Raw genomic sequence first — 14,717 nt, 5'->3', positions numbered from 1 at the left:
GCACCGCCGGCCCCGGCGCGGACGGCCCGCCGCGCCGGGGCCGGCGGTGCGGGCCCGAGCTGCTCGTACGGCGTGCGGGCGGTGCGCGAACAGCCCGTGCTTCGCCCGCGCGTTATCTGCACACGCCCCGCACGGCACACGCACATGCCGCCCGCGCGCGGATGGCAACCGGCGGCCCGATGCGAGCGCCCCCCTCACGGGTGACGTGGGCAACATGGCCGGACAGTGACGAATTTCGGCCACATCGACGTGGCGCGAACATGTCAAAATCCACATTGACGTGGGCAAATGAATTGCAACGGACCGGAAATGGGAATGCCTGACAGTAACCCTCCGCAGTGGTACAGAAGTTAACAACTTTCGGTTTGGTCCGATTTCGTACGTGAGTGTTGGGTGGCTGATGCAAGGGTGTTGCCGTACCGGGTTCCGCTGGGTGTTCTCTGCCGTGTAGGACGCGGTTAAAGTGCTGGAGCAGAAGCTGAGGCAGAAGCACGGAGCAGGAGCGATTGCGGCCGACGTCATGGCGACGCCGGCCGGAGCCGAACGGGGAACAGCGTGCCGACCGCAATAGCAGTGACCAGCGCTGATCTGGTCCTACCGCCGACCGATCAGCAGACGCCGACAGCAGCCCTGCTGCAGGCGCCCGACGCCCAGGCGATGGACCTGGCGATCGGCGACATGCACCTGATGCTGGAGCAGCACGGGTATGTGATCGCCGTCTATCCGGCGGGCATCGCCCTCGCGCACGAGCGGCGACTTCACGCCGTCCGGTCCGTGCTGGAGAGCGATCGCATCGCGCTGCTCAAGGTGGATCTGCCGCCACTGGGAGTCGCCGTGCTGGTCAGGCAGTTGCGACAGCTGTCCATCTGCGACTTCAGCCCCGGAGTGGTTGCCTCCTCCGCGCGGCTTCTGTCCCATTACATCCATGCGGGCGCCCTGCTGAACTCGGTGACCAAGCTCGACCGCGTCCCCGTCAGCCTGAAGACGCACGCCAAGTCCTGGGTGCCCGGCTCCCAGTTCGCCGTACTCGCGGGACCGAACCCCCAGCTCGTCAAGGTCGGTCCGAACGCGGAGCCGCTGGCCGGGCCGGAGTTCGGTACTCATCTGCTGGTCGCCAAGGGGCAATTGCAGTCCGAGTGGGTGCAGCAGACCCTGGCGCCCGCCTGGAAGGTGCAGGCGATTCAGGACGCGACGCTGCCCGCCGATTCCTCCCGATGGTGGGGAACCGGGAAGTTGATCGAATTCGCGGCTTTCCTTCCGGATATCTCCGTCCTGTACCAACTCGTTTCCTCAGTAAGGCGAGAGACCTGTCACTGGTGCGGAATGGAGCTGATCGGTGATCGTTGCGGATTCTGTTCCTCACCGCTTCCCGCTACCGAGAACCGAATGCCGTCGTCCGGTGTCCTGAACCATGGAGCGCCTGCACCGCCACGGTCGTAGCATCCGCGGATTCCTCCTCCGCGGACGCCCTCGCGGTCCGGACACCGTCCGTGCCGCACACCCGGCTCAGCCCGCCCTCCAGACAACAGCCCGAACCGTTCCCACAGCCCCCGCGCATTCTTCTGTCCGCTGCCCCACGCATCCGACCCGAACGAGGTTGTCCGGCCCATGAACTCCCGCCAGCGCCGCGGCGTGATACTCCTGCTCCTCTCGGTCCTGTGCGCCTTCGGCGCCTTCGCCGGAGTGCTCTCGGTGATCAGCGACGTGAACTCGAAGGTCGGACCCGAGGTCTCGGCCTACAAGCTGAAGAGCGACGTCGCACCCTTCACCAACTTGACCCCGGGCAAGTTCGAGAAGGTCTCGATGCCGAAGCGGTGGCTCTCCTCCAACGCGGTGACCGACCTCTCCGAGGTCAACGGCAAGATCGCCCTCACCACGCTCAAGGAGGGCTCGCTCCTCCAGTCCGACATGATGGAGTCGCGTCCCGCCCTGCAGCCCGGTGAGCAGGAGATCGCGATCATGATCGACGCCGCGACCGGCGTCGCGGGGAAGATCACCTCCGGTGCCACGGTCAACGTCTACGCCACGTTCGCGGGCGAGCGCGAGGGCGAACCGGCACAGTCGAAGGTCATCGTCTCCAACGCCAAGGTGCTGGACGTCGGCAAGCTGACCGCCCTGGACCCGAGCAGCGACGGCAAGGGCAGCCAGGCCACCGAGGCCGTTCCGATCACCTTCGCCCTCAACACACTCGACACCCAGCGCATCGCGTACGCGGAGTCGTTCGCGGAGCACGTACGCCTCGCGCTCATCGCCACCGGCAGCGACAGCAGTATCCGTCCGGGCGACCGCACCTACACGCTCGACAAGGACAAGTGAGGATTGGATGACCACGAGGATCCTCCCGGCCGTCGGTGACGCCGACGCGGCCAGATCCGTCACCACCCTGCTCAGCCAGCTCCCCGACGCGGAGCCGGCCGCTCCGGTCGGCGACTCGACCCAGCTCATCGACACGCTCGCGCGCCTCGCGGGCGAGTCCCTCGACGAGCTGCCCGAGGTCGTGCTGGTCCACGAGCGGATCGGTCCGGTGCCGGCCCTGGAGCTGATCCGGGAGGTATCCCTGCGCTTCCCCGCCATCGGGGTCGTGCTCATCACCGTCGACGCGAGCCCCGGCCTGTTCTCCGCGGCGATGGACTCCGGCGCACGTGGCCTGGTCACGCTGCCGCTGAGCTACGAGGAACTGGTCAACCGGGTCCAGTCGGCCGCCCAGTGGTCCGTCGGAGTACGCCGGCACCTCGGCGCCGGCGGCGACGTCTTCACCGGGCCCGGCGGCACCGTCGTGACGGTCAGCGGCGCCAAGGGCGGGGTCGGTGCGACGGTGACCACCGTGCAGCTCGCCCTGGCGGCGCAGGCCTCCGGCCGGACCGTCGCGCTGGTCGACATGGACCTCCAGTCCGGGGACGTCGCCTCGTATCTCGACGTTCAGTTCCGGCGCTCGATCGTGGACCTGGCGGCGATCACCGACATCTCGCCGCGCGTCCTGTCCGACGCCGTGTTCAGCCACAGCACCGGAATCGCGCTGCTGCTGGCGCCCGGTGACGGTGAACGCGGCGAGGAGGTCAGCGACCGGTCCGCCCGGCAGATCGTCAGCGCGCTGCGCTCGCGGTACGAGGTCGTGCTCATCGACTGCGGCGGCCAGATGAACGGCGCCAACGCCGCGGCCATCGAAATGGCGGACATCGCGCTGCTGGTCACGACGCCGGACGTGATCGCGGTACGTGGCGCGAAGCGCATCGTACGGATGTGGGACCGGCTGCAGATCCGCAAGGCGGAGGAGACGACGACAGTCGTCAACCGCTTCAACCGCAACACCGAGATCCAGCCGCCGCTGATCCAGAAGATCACCGGCACCCGCATCGCCGGCACGGCAATTCCCGCGAATTTCAAGGAACTTCAAAGTGTCGTCGATGCCGGGCGGATGCATGAACTCGACCCGAAGAGCATCGTGAAGCAGGCACTCTGGGCTCTGGCGGGAGAACTCGGCATCGTCCGTGCCGCCGAGAGCTCGGACAAGAGCGGCGGAAAGTACCGAAACGATCGAGGCTCGATCGGCCGCACGCGCAGGCGCGGCGATTCCACGGGCCGTGGCAAGACCGACTGAGGGGGCAGGTTGATCCATGGCAACCACAGAGATGGCGGACACCCGGATAGGCAGGGGGCGTGACCGCGACCGCGGACAGACCGCGATCGAGTTTCTCGGCGTCACCCCTCTGATCATCCTGCTGCTGGTGGCTCTCTGGCAGTGCACCCTGATCGGCTACACCTACAGCTTGGCGAGCAACGCCGCCGACGAGGGTGCCAGGGCCGGCACGGCCGCGCAGGTGTACCAGCAGTGGGCCTGCAAGCGGGCGGCCAGGGAAGACCTCCCCCAGGCCTGGCAGGGCGCGTCCAAGACCCACTGCCGACTGGACCGCGGACTGTACAAGGCCGAGGTGAAGCTGAGGGTGCCGGTGCTCGTACCCGGCGTGCTCGACTTCCCGATGACGGTCGAGGGCAACGCCGCCTCGGTGAGGGAGGGATGACCATGACCAGGACCACACACAGGACGCGACGCGAACGCGGCCAGGTCGCCATCGAGTACCTGGGATTCGTCCCGCTGCTCCTGCTGGTGGGCCTCTTCGCGATCCAGCTCGGAGTGGCCGGGTACGCCATCAACCAGGCGGGCACCGCGGCCCGGGTGGCGGCCCGTACGGCCAGCCACGACCGGCCGGAGCGCACCCCGGAGGACGCCGGCCAGGCCGCGATCAGCGACTGGCTGCGGAACGACACCGAGCTCACGCCCAGTTGGGGCCCCGGTCAGGTGACGTACAAGGCGCGCATCAAGATCCCGTCCATCGTCCCCGGCCTGGACGACGGCTGGCTGGGCACGGCCGAACGCAGCTCCACGATGCCCCGCGACTGATCCGTTCCGCAGGACACCCCCACCGCAACACGAGCAAGCCAGACCGAGGAGCAACACACATGAGCTTGCGGGCACGCATCACCGCCCCCGAGGAGCACGGCGGGGGGCGGGAGGACGGCCATATGGTCGCCACCTACCGGGCCAAGCTGCTCGAGGAGATCGACCTCGCGGAGATGTCCTCGCTGGCCACCGCCGACCGGCGGGCCCGCCTGGAGCGCGTACTCGGTCACATCATCAGCCGCGAGGGACCGGTCCTCTCGACCGTCGAACGCTCGCAGCTGATCCGCCGGGTCGTCGACGAGGCCCTTGGCCTCGGCATCCTCGAACCGCTGCTCGAAGACGCGTCCATCACCGAGATCATGGTGAACGGACCGGACCAGATCTTCGTCGAGCGCAGCGGCAAGGTCGAGCAGCTCCCGATGCGCTTCGGCTCGCACGACCAGCTCATGCAGACCATCGAGCGCATCGTCTCCACCGTCAACCGCCGCGTGGACGAGTCGAATCCGATGGTCGACGCACGACTCCCCAGCGGGGAGCGTGTCAACGTGATCATTCCGCCGCTCTCGCTGACCGGCGCGACGCTCACCATCCGGCGGTTCCCGAGGGCCTTCACCCTCCAGGAGATGATCGGCTTCGGCTCGCTCGACGAGCAGATGCTGATCCTGCTCTCGGGGCTCGTCCAGGCCAAGCTCAACATCATCGTCTCCGGCGCCACCGGCACCGGCAAGACGACGCTGCTCAACGCACTCTCCGGGCTCATCCCCGACAACGAGCGCATCGTCACCATCGAGGACTCCGCCGAGCTCCAGCTCCAGCAGAACCACGTCATCCGGCTGGAGTCCCGGCCGGCGAACGTCGAGGGCAAGGGCCAGATCAGCATCCGCGACCTGGTCCGCAACTCCCTGCGTATGCGCCCCGACCGCATCGTCGTCGGTGAGGTCCGTGGCGGCGAGTCGCTCGACATGCTCCAGGCGATGTCCACCGGTCACGACGGCTCGCTCGCCACCGTTCACGCCAACAACGCCGAGGACGCACTGATGCGTCTGCAGACGCTGGCCTCGATGTCGGAGATCAAGATCCCGTTCGAGGCGCTGCATGACCAGATCAACAGCGCCGTCGACGTGATCGTCCAGCTCACCCGGCATGCCGACGGTGGACGAAAGATCACCGAGATCGCGATCCTCGACTCGCACGGCCGCGACAACTACCGCATCGTCAGCGTGGCCCGCTTCATCCCCCAGCCGATGGCCGCCGACGGTCGGATCTACGGCCAGTTCCAGTACCTCCCGCTCCCGCGCAAGATCGCCGAGCGCCTCTACATGGCCAGCCAGCCCATTCCGCAGGCCTTCGGGGTCGCTACGTCCGAAGAACAGCTCGCCACCCGAGAGGCCAAGTAGGTACCGCGTCATGGACAATCTCCCTCTGCTCACGATCGTCGTCACGCTGCTGTGCGGTGTGCTCGGCGTCATGGGCCTGCACACGTATTCCGCGGGGAGGGCCGACCGCGAAGCACTGGTCGACCGCCTGTCGCACACCGGTCAGATACCTGTCACCGGCCGTCACCGCCGCTTCCAGGGCGTCGACCGCAGGCTGCGCGCCACGAGCCTGGGCCGCAAGATCGAACTGAAACTCGTAGTGACGGGCCTGGAGATCACCCCGGGCGAGTTCCTCGTCTACGCGCTGGCAGCCACCGCGGCCCTGTGGATGATCGCCTCCGCCCTGCTCGCCAGCTTCTTCGGTCCGGTCGCCGCCCTCATCGGTCTCTGGGGCACCAACGCCTTCCTGAACTGGCAGCGGGCCAAGCGCACCGAGCGCTTCATCAACCAGTTGCCCGAGCTCTCCCGCATCCTTGCCAACGCCACCCAGGCGGGACTGGCGCTGCGCACCGCGCTGTCCATGGCCGCCGACGAACTGGAGGCGCCCGCGGGCGAGGAACTGGCCCGTGTCTCGCGCCGTCTGGCCGTCGGCGAGTCCCTCGACGACGCCCTCAGCGAGCTGACGGAACGGCTGCCCTCACGCGAGCTGGTCGTCCTGGTCACCACACTCGTGCTGTCCAACAGGGCGGGCGGTACGGTCGTCAGCTCCCTGCGCAACCTCACGGAGACGCTGGAGGAGCGCAAGGAGACCCGGCGTGAGGTCACCACGCAGCTCTCGCAGGTCACCGTCACCGCCTACGCGGTTCCGATCTTCGGCGTCGGTGCGCTGATGCTGCTGAACACGATCATGCCGGGCGCGCTCGACCGGATGACCGGAGCCTTCGTCGGCCAGGCGGCAGTGATCATCTCCATCGGCCTGTACGCGATCGGATTCATGGTGATCCGCCGCCTGTCCCGCATCGACGTCTGAGAGGAGGAAGCACTGTGGAACTGATACTCGCATTGGTGGTCGGCCTCGCCGTGGCCGGCGCGTTCCAGGGCATCCGCATGTACCGGGCCGACGCCAAACTGCCGGGTGACCTCGCCGTCGCGCTGGAGGTCGGGTCCACCCGCACCAGCGCGGTCGGGTCCGGCATCGACCGCATGGGCATGCGCTGGGCACCGATGGTCCTCAGGATGATGGGTCCCAAGGCCGTCAACAAGAAGCGCCGTCAGATCGACATGGCGGGCAACCCGGGCGGTCTCACCATCGACCGCTACGCGGCCCGCCGGGCGGTCTACGGCGTGCTCGGCCTCGCCGGCGCCTTCTCGATGATCATCCGCGGCCAGGTCGTCATCTCCCTGGTCATGATTCTCTTCGGCCTGTTCTGGGTCGAGGCCGGAATCTGGTCCGCGGTCAGGGCCCGCAAGGAGCACATCGAGCGGACGCTTCCGGACTTCCTCGACGTCCTCGCAGTCGTCGTCTCGGCCGGACTCGGGTTCCGGCAGGCCCTGGAACGTGTCGCCGACAAGTACGAAGGCCCCTGGGCCGACGAACTCCGCATCACCCTGCGGCAGATGGACATGGGCGTCAGCCGCCGTAAGGCCTTCGAGGAACTGCGCAGGCGCAACGACTCGGAACAGGTCGCGATGTTCGTCACCGCCCTCCAGCAGGGTGAGGAGCTGGGCGCACCCATCGTCGACACGCTGATCGCCATCGCCAACGACATGCGCCGCACGGACGCGCAGGCGGCCCGCCGCAAGGCGGCCAAGGCGGTCCCGAAGGCGACGTTCGCCGTCACGTCGTTCCTGCTGCCCGGCACGCTCATTCTGCTGACGGTCGGCTTCGTCTACGGGACGAACGTCGACTTCGGTTTCCTGGGCGGCAGCTGACAGTGACGGACAACGTGCGGAACAGGGGGAGGTGACGTCGCATGGCATTCCAGCTGGGTACACCCCAGTCGGGCGTGGGGGAGGACGTACGGCAGGCCATAGCCGACCCCGCGTCACAGCCCGCGTTCACGCTTCAGGTGAACGCGCTCCAGGCGATGTGCCGTCAGGTATTCGGCTTCCGTCTCGCCATGATCGCGGTAGCGACCCCGTTCGCCATCGACCGGACGGCGCCCGGGCTCGCGACGTGGTTGATCGGTTCGGCGATCCTGGTCACCTTCATGGGCTCGTACGCGCTCTTCCGTGACTGGGAACGCTTCGGACCGCTCCTCCTGCGCCACCCGTGGATGCTGGGCATCGACGCGTTCTTCGGCGCGCTGCTCCTGATCACCGCCGGGCCCGAATCCACGCTCGCCTATGTGACGGTATGCACACCGCTGCTGGCGGGCCTGGTGTACGGCTGGCGCGGCTCCGCCGCCTTCGCGGTCATCCAGGTCGTGATCATCTTCCTGGTCTACGGATCGGACATGAAGCTGGGGGTGTCCGACGGCAGCGTCCTGCTGCTGCCCGGCTTCTGTGTGATCGCCGGTGCGGTCGGCGTCACCCTGCGCAATCTGCTGCTGCGGTTCGGCACGGCGAGCCAGGCCCTGACCGACACGCGGGCACGGCTTGCCGTGAACGAGGCCGTGGAGGGCGAACGCACCCGACTTGCCCGCGAGATGCACGACTCGGTCGCCAAGACCCTGCACGGTCTGGCCCTCGCGGCCGAGGGCCTGGCCACCTCGTCCGACCGGATGGACCCCCTCACCGTCAGACACCAGGCCGAACTGGTGGCCCGGTCCGCCCGCCGGGCCGCGGCCGAATCACGCGAACTCCTCTCCGACCTGCGCCGTGACTCAGGTCTCGACGCCGGAGTGGATGTGGTCAGCGAACTCCGCGCCCGGACCGATGACTTCACCCGCAGGCACGGCCTCACCGCGACCTTCCGCATGCTCAGCGAGCTACCGGTCCCGCCGGTGCCGCAGGTCGTCGGCCGTCAGCTGCTCACCATCGCCACGGAAGCGATGGAGAACGCCCACCGGCACGCTCACCCCACCTACCTGGTCGTGCTGGCCGGTGTGAAGGGAGACGTCCTGCGCGTCACCGTGTACGACGACGGACGGGGCCTGCCCGCCGGCACCACGCTCGACGATCTCAAACGCGCCGGCCACTTCGGACTCGTCGGCATGGTCGAGCGCGCCGCTTCGATCGGAGCCCGCATCCGCATCGGCAAGGGGAAGGCGGCGAAGGGCACCGAAGTACGTCTGGAACTGCCGCTGGCCGCTCTGGGCGCCGACCCGGGCACATCCGTACCGCAACTCACCTGACCTGCTCCACCACGTCCCCCCACCCTCTGAGAGGAGGTCGCAGAAATGCCGGATGACATCTCACGCGCGTCAGGACAGAACTGGGCAGCCCAGAACCACGCCTCCCAGCACACGTCGTCGCACGCAACCCCGCTCAATTCGGAGCACAGCTCCTCCGGGTTCCCGGTTCCCCAGCAGAACGCGGCACCCGAGGTGATGCCCTCGTTCCCGGCAGCCCCCGAACCCGTCGCGTCCACCCCGCTGCGCGTCGTCGTGGCCGATGACAACCCCGTGGTCCGGGCCGGCCTGGGCGTACTGCTCTCCGGCCGTCAGGACATCGAGGTGGTCGCTGAGGCCTCCGACGGCCGTGAAGCCTACGAAGTCGCTGTCCGGCACCGTCCCGACGTAGTCCTGCTCGACGTCCGGATGCCCGGCGTGGACGGCATCTCGGCGCTTCCGCACCTGGTGCAGGTTGCACCCGTGATGATGCTGACCTACAGCCGCGAGAGCGAGATCGTCCACGAGGCCCTCCGCCTGGGAGCGGGTGGATACCTGGTGCACGGCGAGTTCACGGCGGACCAGCTGGTGCAGGCGGTTCGCGACACGAAGAGCGGGCGCGCCCATTTCACGGCTACGGCCGCAAACGCCCTGCTCGCCCATATGCGTCAGGGATCAGGGCAGCCCGGGCAGATCCTGCCCGAGGGGCTGGGCGCCGCCCTGACCACGGGTGTCCCGTACGCGGGCGGGGCGTACGACGGCCATCCGCCACTCGTCCAGCAGCATCGGCCGCCACCCCATTTGCCGGTCCCCGATCCCAGAGGGATGGCGCCGCGCCCCGCTCAGCAATCGCCAGGTCTTTCGCAACTGCAACCGAATGTGGGACAGTCTTCCGTGGCCGGGTCCTCCGGCGCCGTCAATAGGCAGCAGTTCGGGCTGAGTTCGAGGGAGGTGGAGGTCATGGAGCTGATTGCATCCGGAATGAGTAACCAGCAGATCGCCGCCACCTGCTTCATCAGCGAGAAGACCGTCAAGAACCACATCAACCGGATCTTCACCAAACTGCACAGCGGCAGCCGCAGCGAGGCGATCGCCCGCTGGCTCGGTACCGCGCCGCCCTCCGGGGCCGGTACGAGAGGGGACAGGTAGTCATGGCCGATCGGGGGATCCGACGCATGGTCGTGGGTACGGCACGTGGGGCCCAATGCTGGGCCGGGAGGGCCCAACTGGCGCTTTGGGCCCGCGAATGGGCCCTGGGGCCCTCTGGTGGGCAGGGTGTGCCGCCGTATGTTTCTCATGTCGCCAACGGCACCGGCCAGGAGGAAGCCGGTAACGGAAGCGACACCACAGAGACTTACGCGTCGGCCTACCAACGGTCGGCCGATACCGGAGGGGTACATCATGCCGAACGACACCATTCTGAAGGCCGCAGTCGACACCCAGATCGCCGTCAGCGGATGGCGCGACACCGTCGTTCGGCGGATGACGGACCCCTCGCGCTCGAAGGGTCAGACGGCTTTCGAGTACCTGGGCATCATCCTGGTGGTCGTGGCGATCATCGGTGGCATCGCGGCCTCGGGTATCGGCGGGGACATCAAGAAGAAGATCAGCGAGCAGGTCGACAAGGTCAAGGCCGGCTGATCCTGAGCCGCAACCACGCCGACCGAGGGCAGGCCTTCCCCATCTACATCGTGATGGTGGCGGGCCTGCTCTTCGTCGCGTTCGCTTTCTTTGCTGTCGGTCAGGCCTCCGCCACTCGCAACGGCGCCCAAGGTGCCGCGGACGCTGCCGCACTCGCGGCGGCCCAGGACGCCCGTGACGGGCTGGGGCCGCCCTTCCTCGCCGCCCTGCAGAGCCCCAATGGGCTCGATGAATTCCTGCGTGACTACCGGTACGGCCCGGTGCCCTGTGTCCAGGCCCAGCGTCTGGCCGCCGCAAACGACTCGGACGTCGTCGGTGGCTTCCCGGGGCACGGTGGCTGTTCATGGGACTACGGCTATCTGCAGGACAAGGTGACCGCCGAGGTCAAGACCCGTTACACAGTCGGGTCCTCGGTGATCCCAGGCACGGCCACGAAGCACGCCACCGCCGATGCCACAGCCGTGATCGAGTTCCGGTGCACCTGGAAGGCCAAGGACGCACCGAGCACCGATCCGGGCGCCGATGACGACGGGGGCGACAAGGGCGACAAGGGCGACAAGGGTGACGAGGGCGACAAGCCGGATCTCCCGATGCTCACTTTTGACTGCGGCCGGGACGGTATCGATATCGATCCCACCGATCCGCAGCCATGGGCGGAGCTGGGCAAAGCGCTCTTCGCCGTGCATCTGATCGACTGACAGCGAATAAGGAAACGAGGAACGGTATCCATGAGCATTCGGCGTACTACGAAGGCCCGAAGGGGAGCCGCGGCCGTCGTGATGGCAGCTGCTTTGGCCCTCGCCGTGGCCGGCTGTGGTGGGGACGACGGCGGCGGGACGACGGCGAAGACTCCGTCCTCCGAGAAGTCCGGCAGCACTGACGGCAAGCAGGAGGACACGGCCGCGGGCGAGCAGACGGACCCGAACGCGAAGCTTGCCGTCCTCAAGGGCGCGGATTCGATGGAGTACACCGTCACTTCCGTGGTCCGCGACTCCGGTGGATTCGTCACCGTGACCGGTCAGATGAAGAACACCGGTTCCGAGAACTTCTACGGGGTGCCGTCGTGGCGCGGCAACGAGAAGGAGATCCTGCTCGGCAGCGGTGACGCGGTCAGCGGTGGAACGCTCGTGGACCAGCTGGGCAAGAAGCGCTACTACGTGCTTCGTGACACCGAGGGCCGTTGCCTCTGCTCGACCGGGATCTCGAAGGTCGAGGCCGGCAAGTCCGTCCCCGTCTTCATGCAGTTCCCGGCCCCGCCGGAGGGGACCGACCAGGTGAACCTGTCGATCCCGACCTTCGACTCTGTCGCCATCAAGATCTCCGGGTGAGTGCCGACATGACAGTTACTCACCGGAAGCGCCCTGTCTCCCGGCTGGCGCTGACAGCCGTCGCCGCAGCTGTCGTCCTCGCTGGAGCGAACCTGGCCACGGCGGGTCTCGCGAGGGCGGACGAATCCCCGAGCACGCCGCCCGGGACCGAGGAGTCGGTGGCTCCGCCAGTGAAGGTGGATACCAACGACCCTGACCTGAAGATGCCCGAGGGCGGCACTCTCGCGCCCGAGAAGGTCCTCAACATCAAGTCCGTGGTGGAGGACATGGGGGGCGAGGAGCGGCGTGAGGACACGAACTCCACCGTCAAGTTCGCCCTCCAGGCCGAGGTGCTCTTCGGTAAGGACAGCGCCAAGCTGAGCGGCGCGGCCAATTCCCGTATCTCGGCCATCGCTGACGAGATCAAGAAGCAGAAGGCCACGAAGGTAAGGATCTTCGGGTTCACCGACGACCTCGGTTCCTCCGAGCACGGCGATGTGCTGTCCAAGCAGCGCGCCGAATCGGTGAACACGGTGTTGTCCAAGGAACTCGGTTCGAGCATCACCTTCGAGATCCGCGGCTACGGCGAGCAGTACCCGATCGCCGACAACGGCACGGAAGAGGGCCGGAAGAAGAACCGCCGCGTGGAGGTCTCCTTCCCGCGCGGCAGCTCTTCCTGACCCGACCTGAACGCAGCAGGGCCTGGCGCCGTGACCGGTGCCAGGCCCTGCTGCTGTGTCACAGCAAGTGGTCGGCCTTGCCGGCTTTGATGTCGCGGATCATTTGCTGGAGCGCCTCACGGCTGTCGGTGACGTATTGGTCCTCCTGACCGAGAACGGTGATGAATCCGTTTCCGTCCGAGTCCGTGCCGAGCCTGAAGCAGTTGTTTCCCTCACCGCAGTAGGGCTCTTCCCAGTTGATCTCTGACATGTCGAACGTCCTCACAGTTGGCTGGCTATGGCGTGGACGAGGTCTCGCGACTCGGCGGAGGGGAGCGATGCCTGCTCCATCCAATCGAGATGTGCCCGGTACTTGGTGAGCTGCCCATCTGCGTGCATGAACTCCGGGCCATGTGCGGAATCGAGCTGCACGGTGTCCAGTTGGGGTACGGCACCGTGGGCGTAGAGGAGCGCGTGACCGGCTCCGGGGAAGGCTCCGCGGCTGATTGGTACCACGCGGATGTCGATGTGATCGCGCTCGGACGCATCGCAGAGATGGCGGAGCTGTTCCTGCGTGACCTGTCGGCCCCCGAACTGCATCCGCAGGGCCGCTTCATGGACGTATCCGACGTAGGGGGTCGGGGTCTCGCGGTCGAGTACCTGCTGTCTCTCCATCCGATGGGCCACCCGCAATTCGATCTCCAGTCGCGACAGCGCGGGCAGCACGGCGCCGAACACTGCACGGGCGTACCCGTCGGTGTGGAGCAGGCCAGGGAGGTGCACAGTCTGCGCAGTGCGCAGGCGCGTTGCGTGCCATTCGAGTTCCGCGATGTCCAGGAGGCCCGAAGGCAACGTGCCCCGGTACTGCTCCCACCATCCGCGGTCGCGTTGTTCCGCCATCTGCGCCAGCGCATCGACGTAAGAGTCATCGGCACAGGCGTAATTGCAGGCGAGAGTCCGTACGCGAGCGGGGTTCACGGGGCGGACCCCGACCTCCATGTTGGAGACCTTCGTCCGGTCCACTCCAAGTAGGCCGGCCGCATACGCAGTGGTTGCTTCAGCGGCGAGCCGCATCTTGCGTAGCTCAGCTCCTAGCCGCTTCTGACGCTCGCTGGGGGTGGAACTGCTCGGCATGGGCCCCTTCTTCCGCCGACGGTGGACACAGTCTGTCTCTGCAGGGGTGTGCCAGTCCAGAAGCGAAGAGGCAATTGCCTCCATTTCTGTGACACGAGTGCCCGCGCTGCGCTACTTTAGGTGACGCACCGCTCACGCAGCGGCGAGCTGGAAGCGCATCGCGCGGTCCTGCCCGCAACCTCCTTCCCTGGTAGGGGCGGGCCCGCGTCAGGGAGACAGGCCACTGCTCGTCCGTAACGCGAAGCCATTCGTGCGCACCCATGAGGAAGAGGGACACCGTCAACTCGCCACCCACTGCAGGGGAGTCACACGTGCACTCATCTCCACTCGCCGCGCTCTGTCCGGCCGCCGTCGCCGAGACGTCAACGCCGTACCCCCACCCGGTCCTGCATCCTGCCCCGCAACATCAGGGCTCGCGGCCCTACCTGCGCCCGAAGCGTCAATCCGGGCGCGGGACCGAGCTCACGCTGAGTTTCACCTTGCCCGGCGACATCCGTAGCGCGTTCATCGGCCGCGCGGCGATCGCCGCCGCGCTGAAAGCCCACGGGCTTGCCCCGTACGTCTGGCCGACCACGCATGCCGCGTCCGAACTGATCGCGGTGACAGCCAGGATGAGCCCCCGCAAGGAGCTCTACGTATTCCTGCGGCACCGCGAGGACGCGGTGCGCCTCCTCGTCTGGGACCAGCATCCGCACCACGTCGAACCGGATACGGCCGCACTCTGCGAGACGCGCCGGCGGCGGGCCCTCTGGCTGCTGGCTGCTGTCGTCGACGACTGGGGAGGCGAGTGGGGCGTGTGCGAGGCGCCGCAGTCGCAGCCGGGTACCAAATCCTGGGTTCTCCTGCCTCGTTGATATGCCGTGCCGTGCCGCGCCGTGCCGCGCCGTGCCGCGCCGTGCCGCGCCGTGCGAAGGCTCACCGACGGCCCGACCTGCGTCGTCGTCGAGCACAGAGAAGACGGAAACAGGGGAAGGGCAATCGGGAGAGGT

General features: G+C 67.4%; 17 protein-coding genes. 15 read left to right on the top strand and 2 right to left on the bottom strand.

Translation table 11 applies throughout. From position 1 onward, the window contains the following. Positions 1-573: 573 nt before the first annotated feature. The 14 genes from J1C73_RS29720 (at position 574) to J1C73_RS29655 (ending at position 12,615) form a co-directional block, all read left to right on the top strand. A complete protein-coding gene (locus J1C73_RS29720; protein WP_207319090.1) occupies positions 574-1,440 on the top strand; it encodes a hypothetical protein in 867 nt (288 codons plus the stop codon). 168 nt (positions 1,441-1,608) lie between these two features. Next, complete coding sequence (gene cpaB / locus J1C73_RS29715) at positions 1,609-2,316, top strand: Flp pilus assembly protein CpaB (protein WP_207319089.1); 708 nt, start codon at positions 1,609-1,611, stop codon at positions 2,314-2,316. 7 nt (positions 2,317-2,323) lie between these two features. Next, positions 2,324-3,598: a CpaE/TadZ family protein gene (locus J1C73_RS29710; protein WP_207319088.1), complete on the top strand. Its 1,275-nt coding sequence runs from the start codon at positions 2,324-2,326 to the stop codon at positions 3,596-3,598. 16 nt (positions 3,599-3,614) lie between these two features. Next, positions 3,615-4,019 carry a TadE family protein gene (locus tag J1C73_RS29705; RefSeq protein ID WP_207319087.1) on the top strand — a complete coding sequence of 135 codons (405 nt, stop codon included), beginning with the start codon at positions 3,615-3,617 and terminating at the stop codon, positions 4,017-4,019. A 2-nt stretch (positions 4,020-4,021) separates the two neighbouring features. Further along, the gene (locus J1C73_RS29700; protein ID WP_207319086.1) at positions 4,022-4,399 is read left to right on the top strand and encodes a TadE/TadG family type IV pilus assembly protein; all 378 of its coding nucleotides are present in this window, start codon (positions 4,022-4,024) and stop codon (positions 4,397-4,399) included. 59 nt (positions 4,400-4,458) lie between these two features. Further along, positions 4,459-5,796 carry a TadA family conjugal transfer-associated ATPase gene (locus tag J1C73_RS29695; RefSeq protein WP_207319085.1) on the top strand — a complete coding sequence of 446 codons (1,338 nt, stop codon included), beginning with the start codon at positions 4,459-4,461 and terminating at the stop codon, positions 5,794-5,796. Between the two features lie 10 nt (positions 5,797-5,806). Next, positions 5,807-6,745 (top strand): type II secretion system F family protein, encoded by a 939-nt coding sequence (locus J1C73_RS29690; protein ID WP_207319084.1) that lies wholly within the window; start codon positions 5,807-5,809, stop codon positions 6,743-6,745. 14 nt (positions 6,746-6,759) lie between these two features. Continuing rightward, on the top strand, positions 6,760-7,647 hold the full coding sequence (locus J1C73_RS29685; RefSeq protein ID WP_123461308.1) for a DUF5936 domain-containing protein: 888 nt from the start codon (positions 6,760-6,762) through the stop codon (positions 7,645-7,647). Between the two features lie 41 nt (positions 7,648-7,688). Continuing rightward, positions 7,689-9,011: a sensor histidine kinase gene (locus J1C73_RS29680; protein ID WP_207319083.1), complete on the top strand. Its 1,323-nt coding sequence runs from the start codon at positions 7,689-7,691 to the stop codon at positions 9,009-9,011. A gap of 45 nt (positions 9,012-9,056) precedes the next feature. Continuing rightward, positions 9,057-10,136 carry a response regulator transcription factor gene (locus J1C73_RS29675; protein WP_207319082.1) on the top strand — a complete coding sequence of 360 codons (1,080 nt, stop codon included), beginning with the start codon at positions 9,057-9,059 and terminating at the stop codon, positions 10,134-10,136. A gap of 252 nt (positions 10,137-10,388) precedes the next feature. After that, entirely contained in the window at positions 10,389-10,628 is a 240-nt protein-coding gene (locus J1C73_RS29670) for a hypothetical protein (protein WP_123461311.1), read from the top strand. Beyond that, positions 10,625-11,326 (top strand): pilus assembly protein TadG-related protein, encoded by a 702-nt coding sequence (locus tag J1C73_RS29665; RefSeq protein ID WP_307797828.1) that lies wholly within the window; start codon positions 10,625-10,627, stop codon positions 11,324-11,326. The genes J1C73_RS29670 and J1C73_RS29665 overlap by 4 nt, the downstream gene beginning before the upstream one ends. 81 nt (positions 11,327-11,407) lie before the next feature. Next, positions 11,408-11,956: a hypothetical protein gene (locus tag J1C73_RS29660; RefSeq protein ID WP_242644894.1), complete on the top strand. Its 549-nt coding sequence runs from the start codon at positions 11,408-11,410 to the stop codon at positions 11,954-11,956. 8 nt (positions 11,957-11,964) lie between these two features. Continuing rightward, entirely contained in the window at positions 11,965-12,615 is a 651-nt protein-coding gene (locus tag J1C73_RS29655; RefSeq protein WP_207319081.1) for an OmpA family protein, read from the top strand. A 58-nt stretch (positions 12,616-12,673) separates the two neighbouring features. Here the strand turns inward: J1C73_RS29655 and J1C73_RS29650 are convergent, their stop codons facing one another. Next, positions 12,674-12,865 (bottom strand): hypothetical protein, encoded by a 192-nt coding sequence (locus tag J1C73_RS29650; protein ID WP_124284910.1) that lies wholly within the window; start codon positions 12,863-12,865, stop codon positions 12,674-12,676. Between the two features lie 11 nt (positions 12,866-12,876). After that, complete coding sequence (locus J1C73_RS29645; protein WP_207319080.1) at positions 12,877-13,728, bottom strand: DUF5753 domain-containing protein; 852 nt, start codon at positions 13,726-13,728, stop codon at positions 12,877-12,879. A 479-nt stretch (positions 13,729-14,207) separates the two neighbouring features. On the opposite strand from J1C73_RS29645, the gene J1C73_RS29640 reads away from it, so the two are divergent. Further along, entirely contained in the window at positions 14,208-14,582 is a 375-nt protein-coding gene (locus tag J1C73_RS29640) for an ATP-binding protein (RefSeq protein ID WP_207319079.1), read from the top strand. Positions 14,583-14,717: the final 135 nt, after the last annotated feature.

This window comes from Streptomyces laculatispora, from assembly GCF_017353455.1.
Taxonomy (GTDB): Bacteria; Actinomycetota; Actinomycetes; order Streptomycetales; family Streptomycetaceae; genus Streptomyces; species Streptomyces laculatispora.
This window is presented reverse-complemented; position numbering and strand designations above follow the sequence as displayed.

Bases quoted from the DNA above. Each gene is read 5' to 3' on its own strand.
- cpaB (WP_207319089.1), top strand. From the start codon at position 1,609: ATGAACTCCCGCCAGCGCCGCGGCGTGATACTCCTGCTCCTCTCGGTC.
- J1C73_RS29710 (WP_207319088.1), top strand. From the start codon at position 2,324: ATGACCACGAGGATCCTCCCGGCCGTCGGTGACGCCGACGCGGCCAGA.
- J1C73_RS29705 (WP_207319087.1), top strand. From the start codon at position 3,615: ATGGCAACCACAGAGATGGCGGACACCCGGATAGGCAGGGGGCGTGAC.
- J1C73_RS29700 (WP_207319086.1), top strand. From the start codon at position 4,022: ATGACCAGGACCACACACAGGACGCGACGCGAACGCGGCCAGGTCGCC.
- J1C73_RS29695 (WP_207319085.1), top strand. From the start codon at position 4,459: ATGAGCTTGCGGGCACGCATCACCGCCCCCGAGGAGCACGGCGGGGGG.
- J1C73_RS29690 (WP_207319084.1), top strand. From the start codon at position 5,807: ATGGACAATCTCCCTCTGCTCACGATCGTCGTCACGCTGCTGTGCGGT.
- J1C73_RS29680 (WP_207319083.1), top strand. From the start codon at position 7,689: ATGGCATTCCAGCTGGGTACACCCCAGTCGGGCGTGGGGGAGGACGTA.
- J1C73_RS29675 (WP_207319082.1), top strand. From the start codon at position 9,057: ATGCCGGATGACATCTCACGCGCGTCAGGACAGAACTGGGCAGCCCAG.
- J1C73_RS29670 (WP_123461311.1), top strand. From the start codon at position 10,389: ATGCCGAACGACACCATTCTGAAGGCCGCAGTCGACACCCAGATCGCC.
- J1C73_RS29660 (WP_242644894.1), top strand. From the start codon at position 11,408: ATGGCAGCTGCTTTGGCCCTCGCCGTGGCCGGCTGTGGTGGGGACGAC.
- J1C73_RS29655 (WP_207319081.1), top strand. From the start codon at position 11,965: ATGACAGTTACTCACCGGAAGCGCCCTGTCTCCCGGCTGGCGCTGACA.
- J1C73_RS29650 (WP_124284910.1), bottom strand. From the start codon at position 12,865: ATGTCAGAGATCAACTGGGAAGAGCCCTACTGCGGTGAGGGAAACAAC.
- J1C73_RS29645 (WP_207319080.1), bottom strand. From the start codon at position 13,728: ATGCCGAGCAGTTCCACCCCCAGCGAGCGTCAGAAGCGGCTAGGAGCT.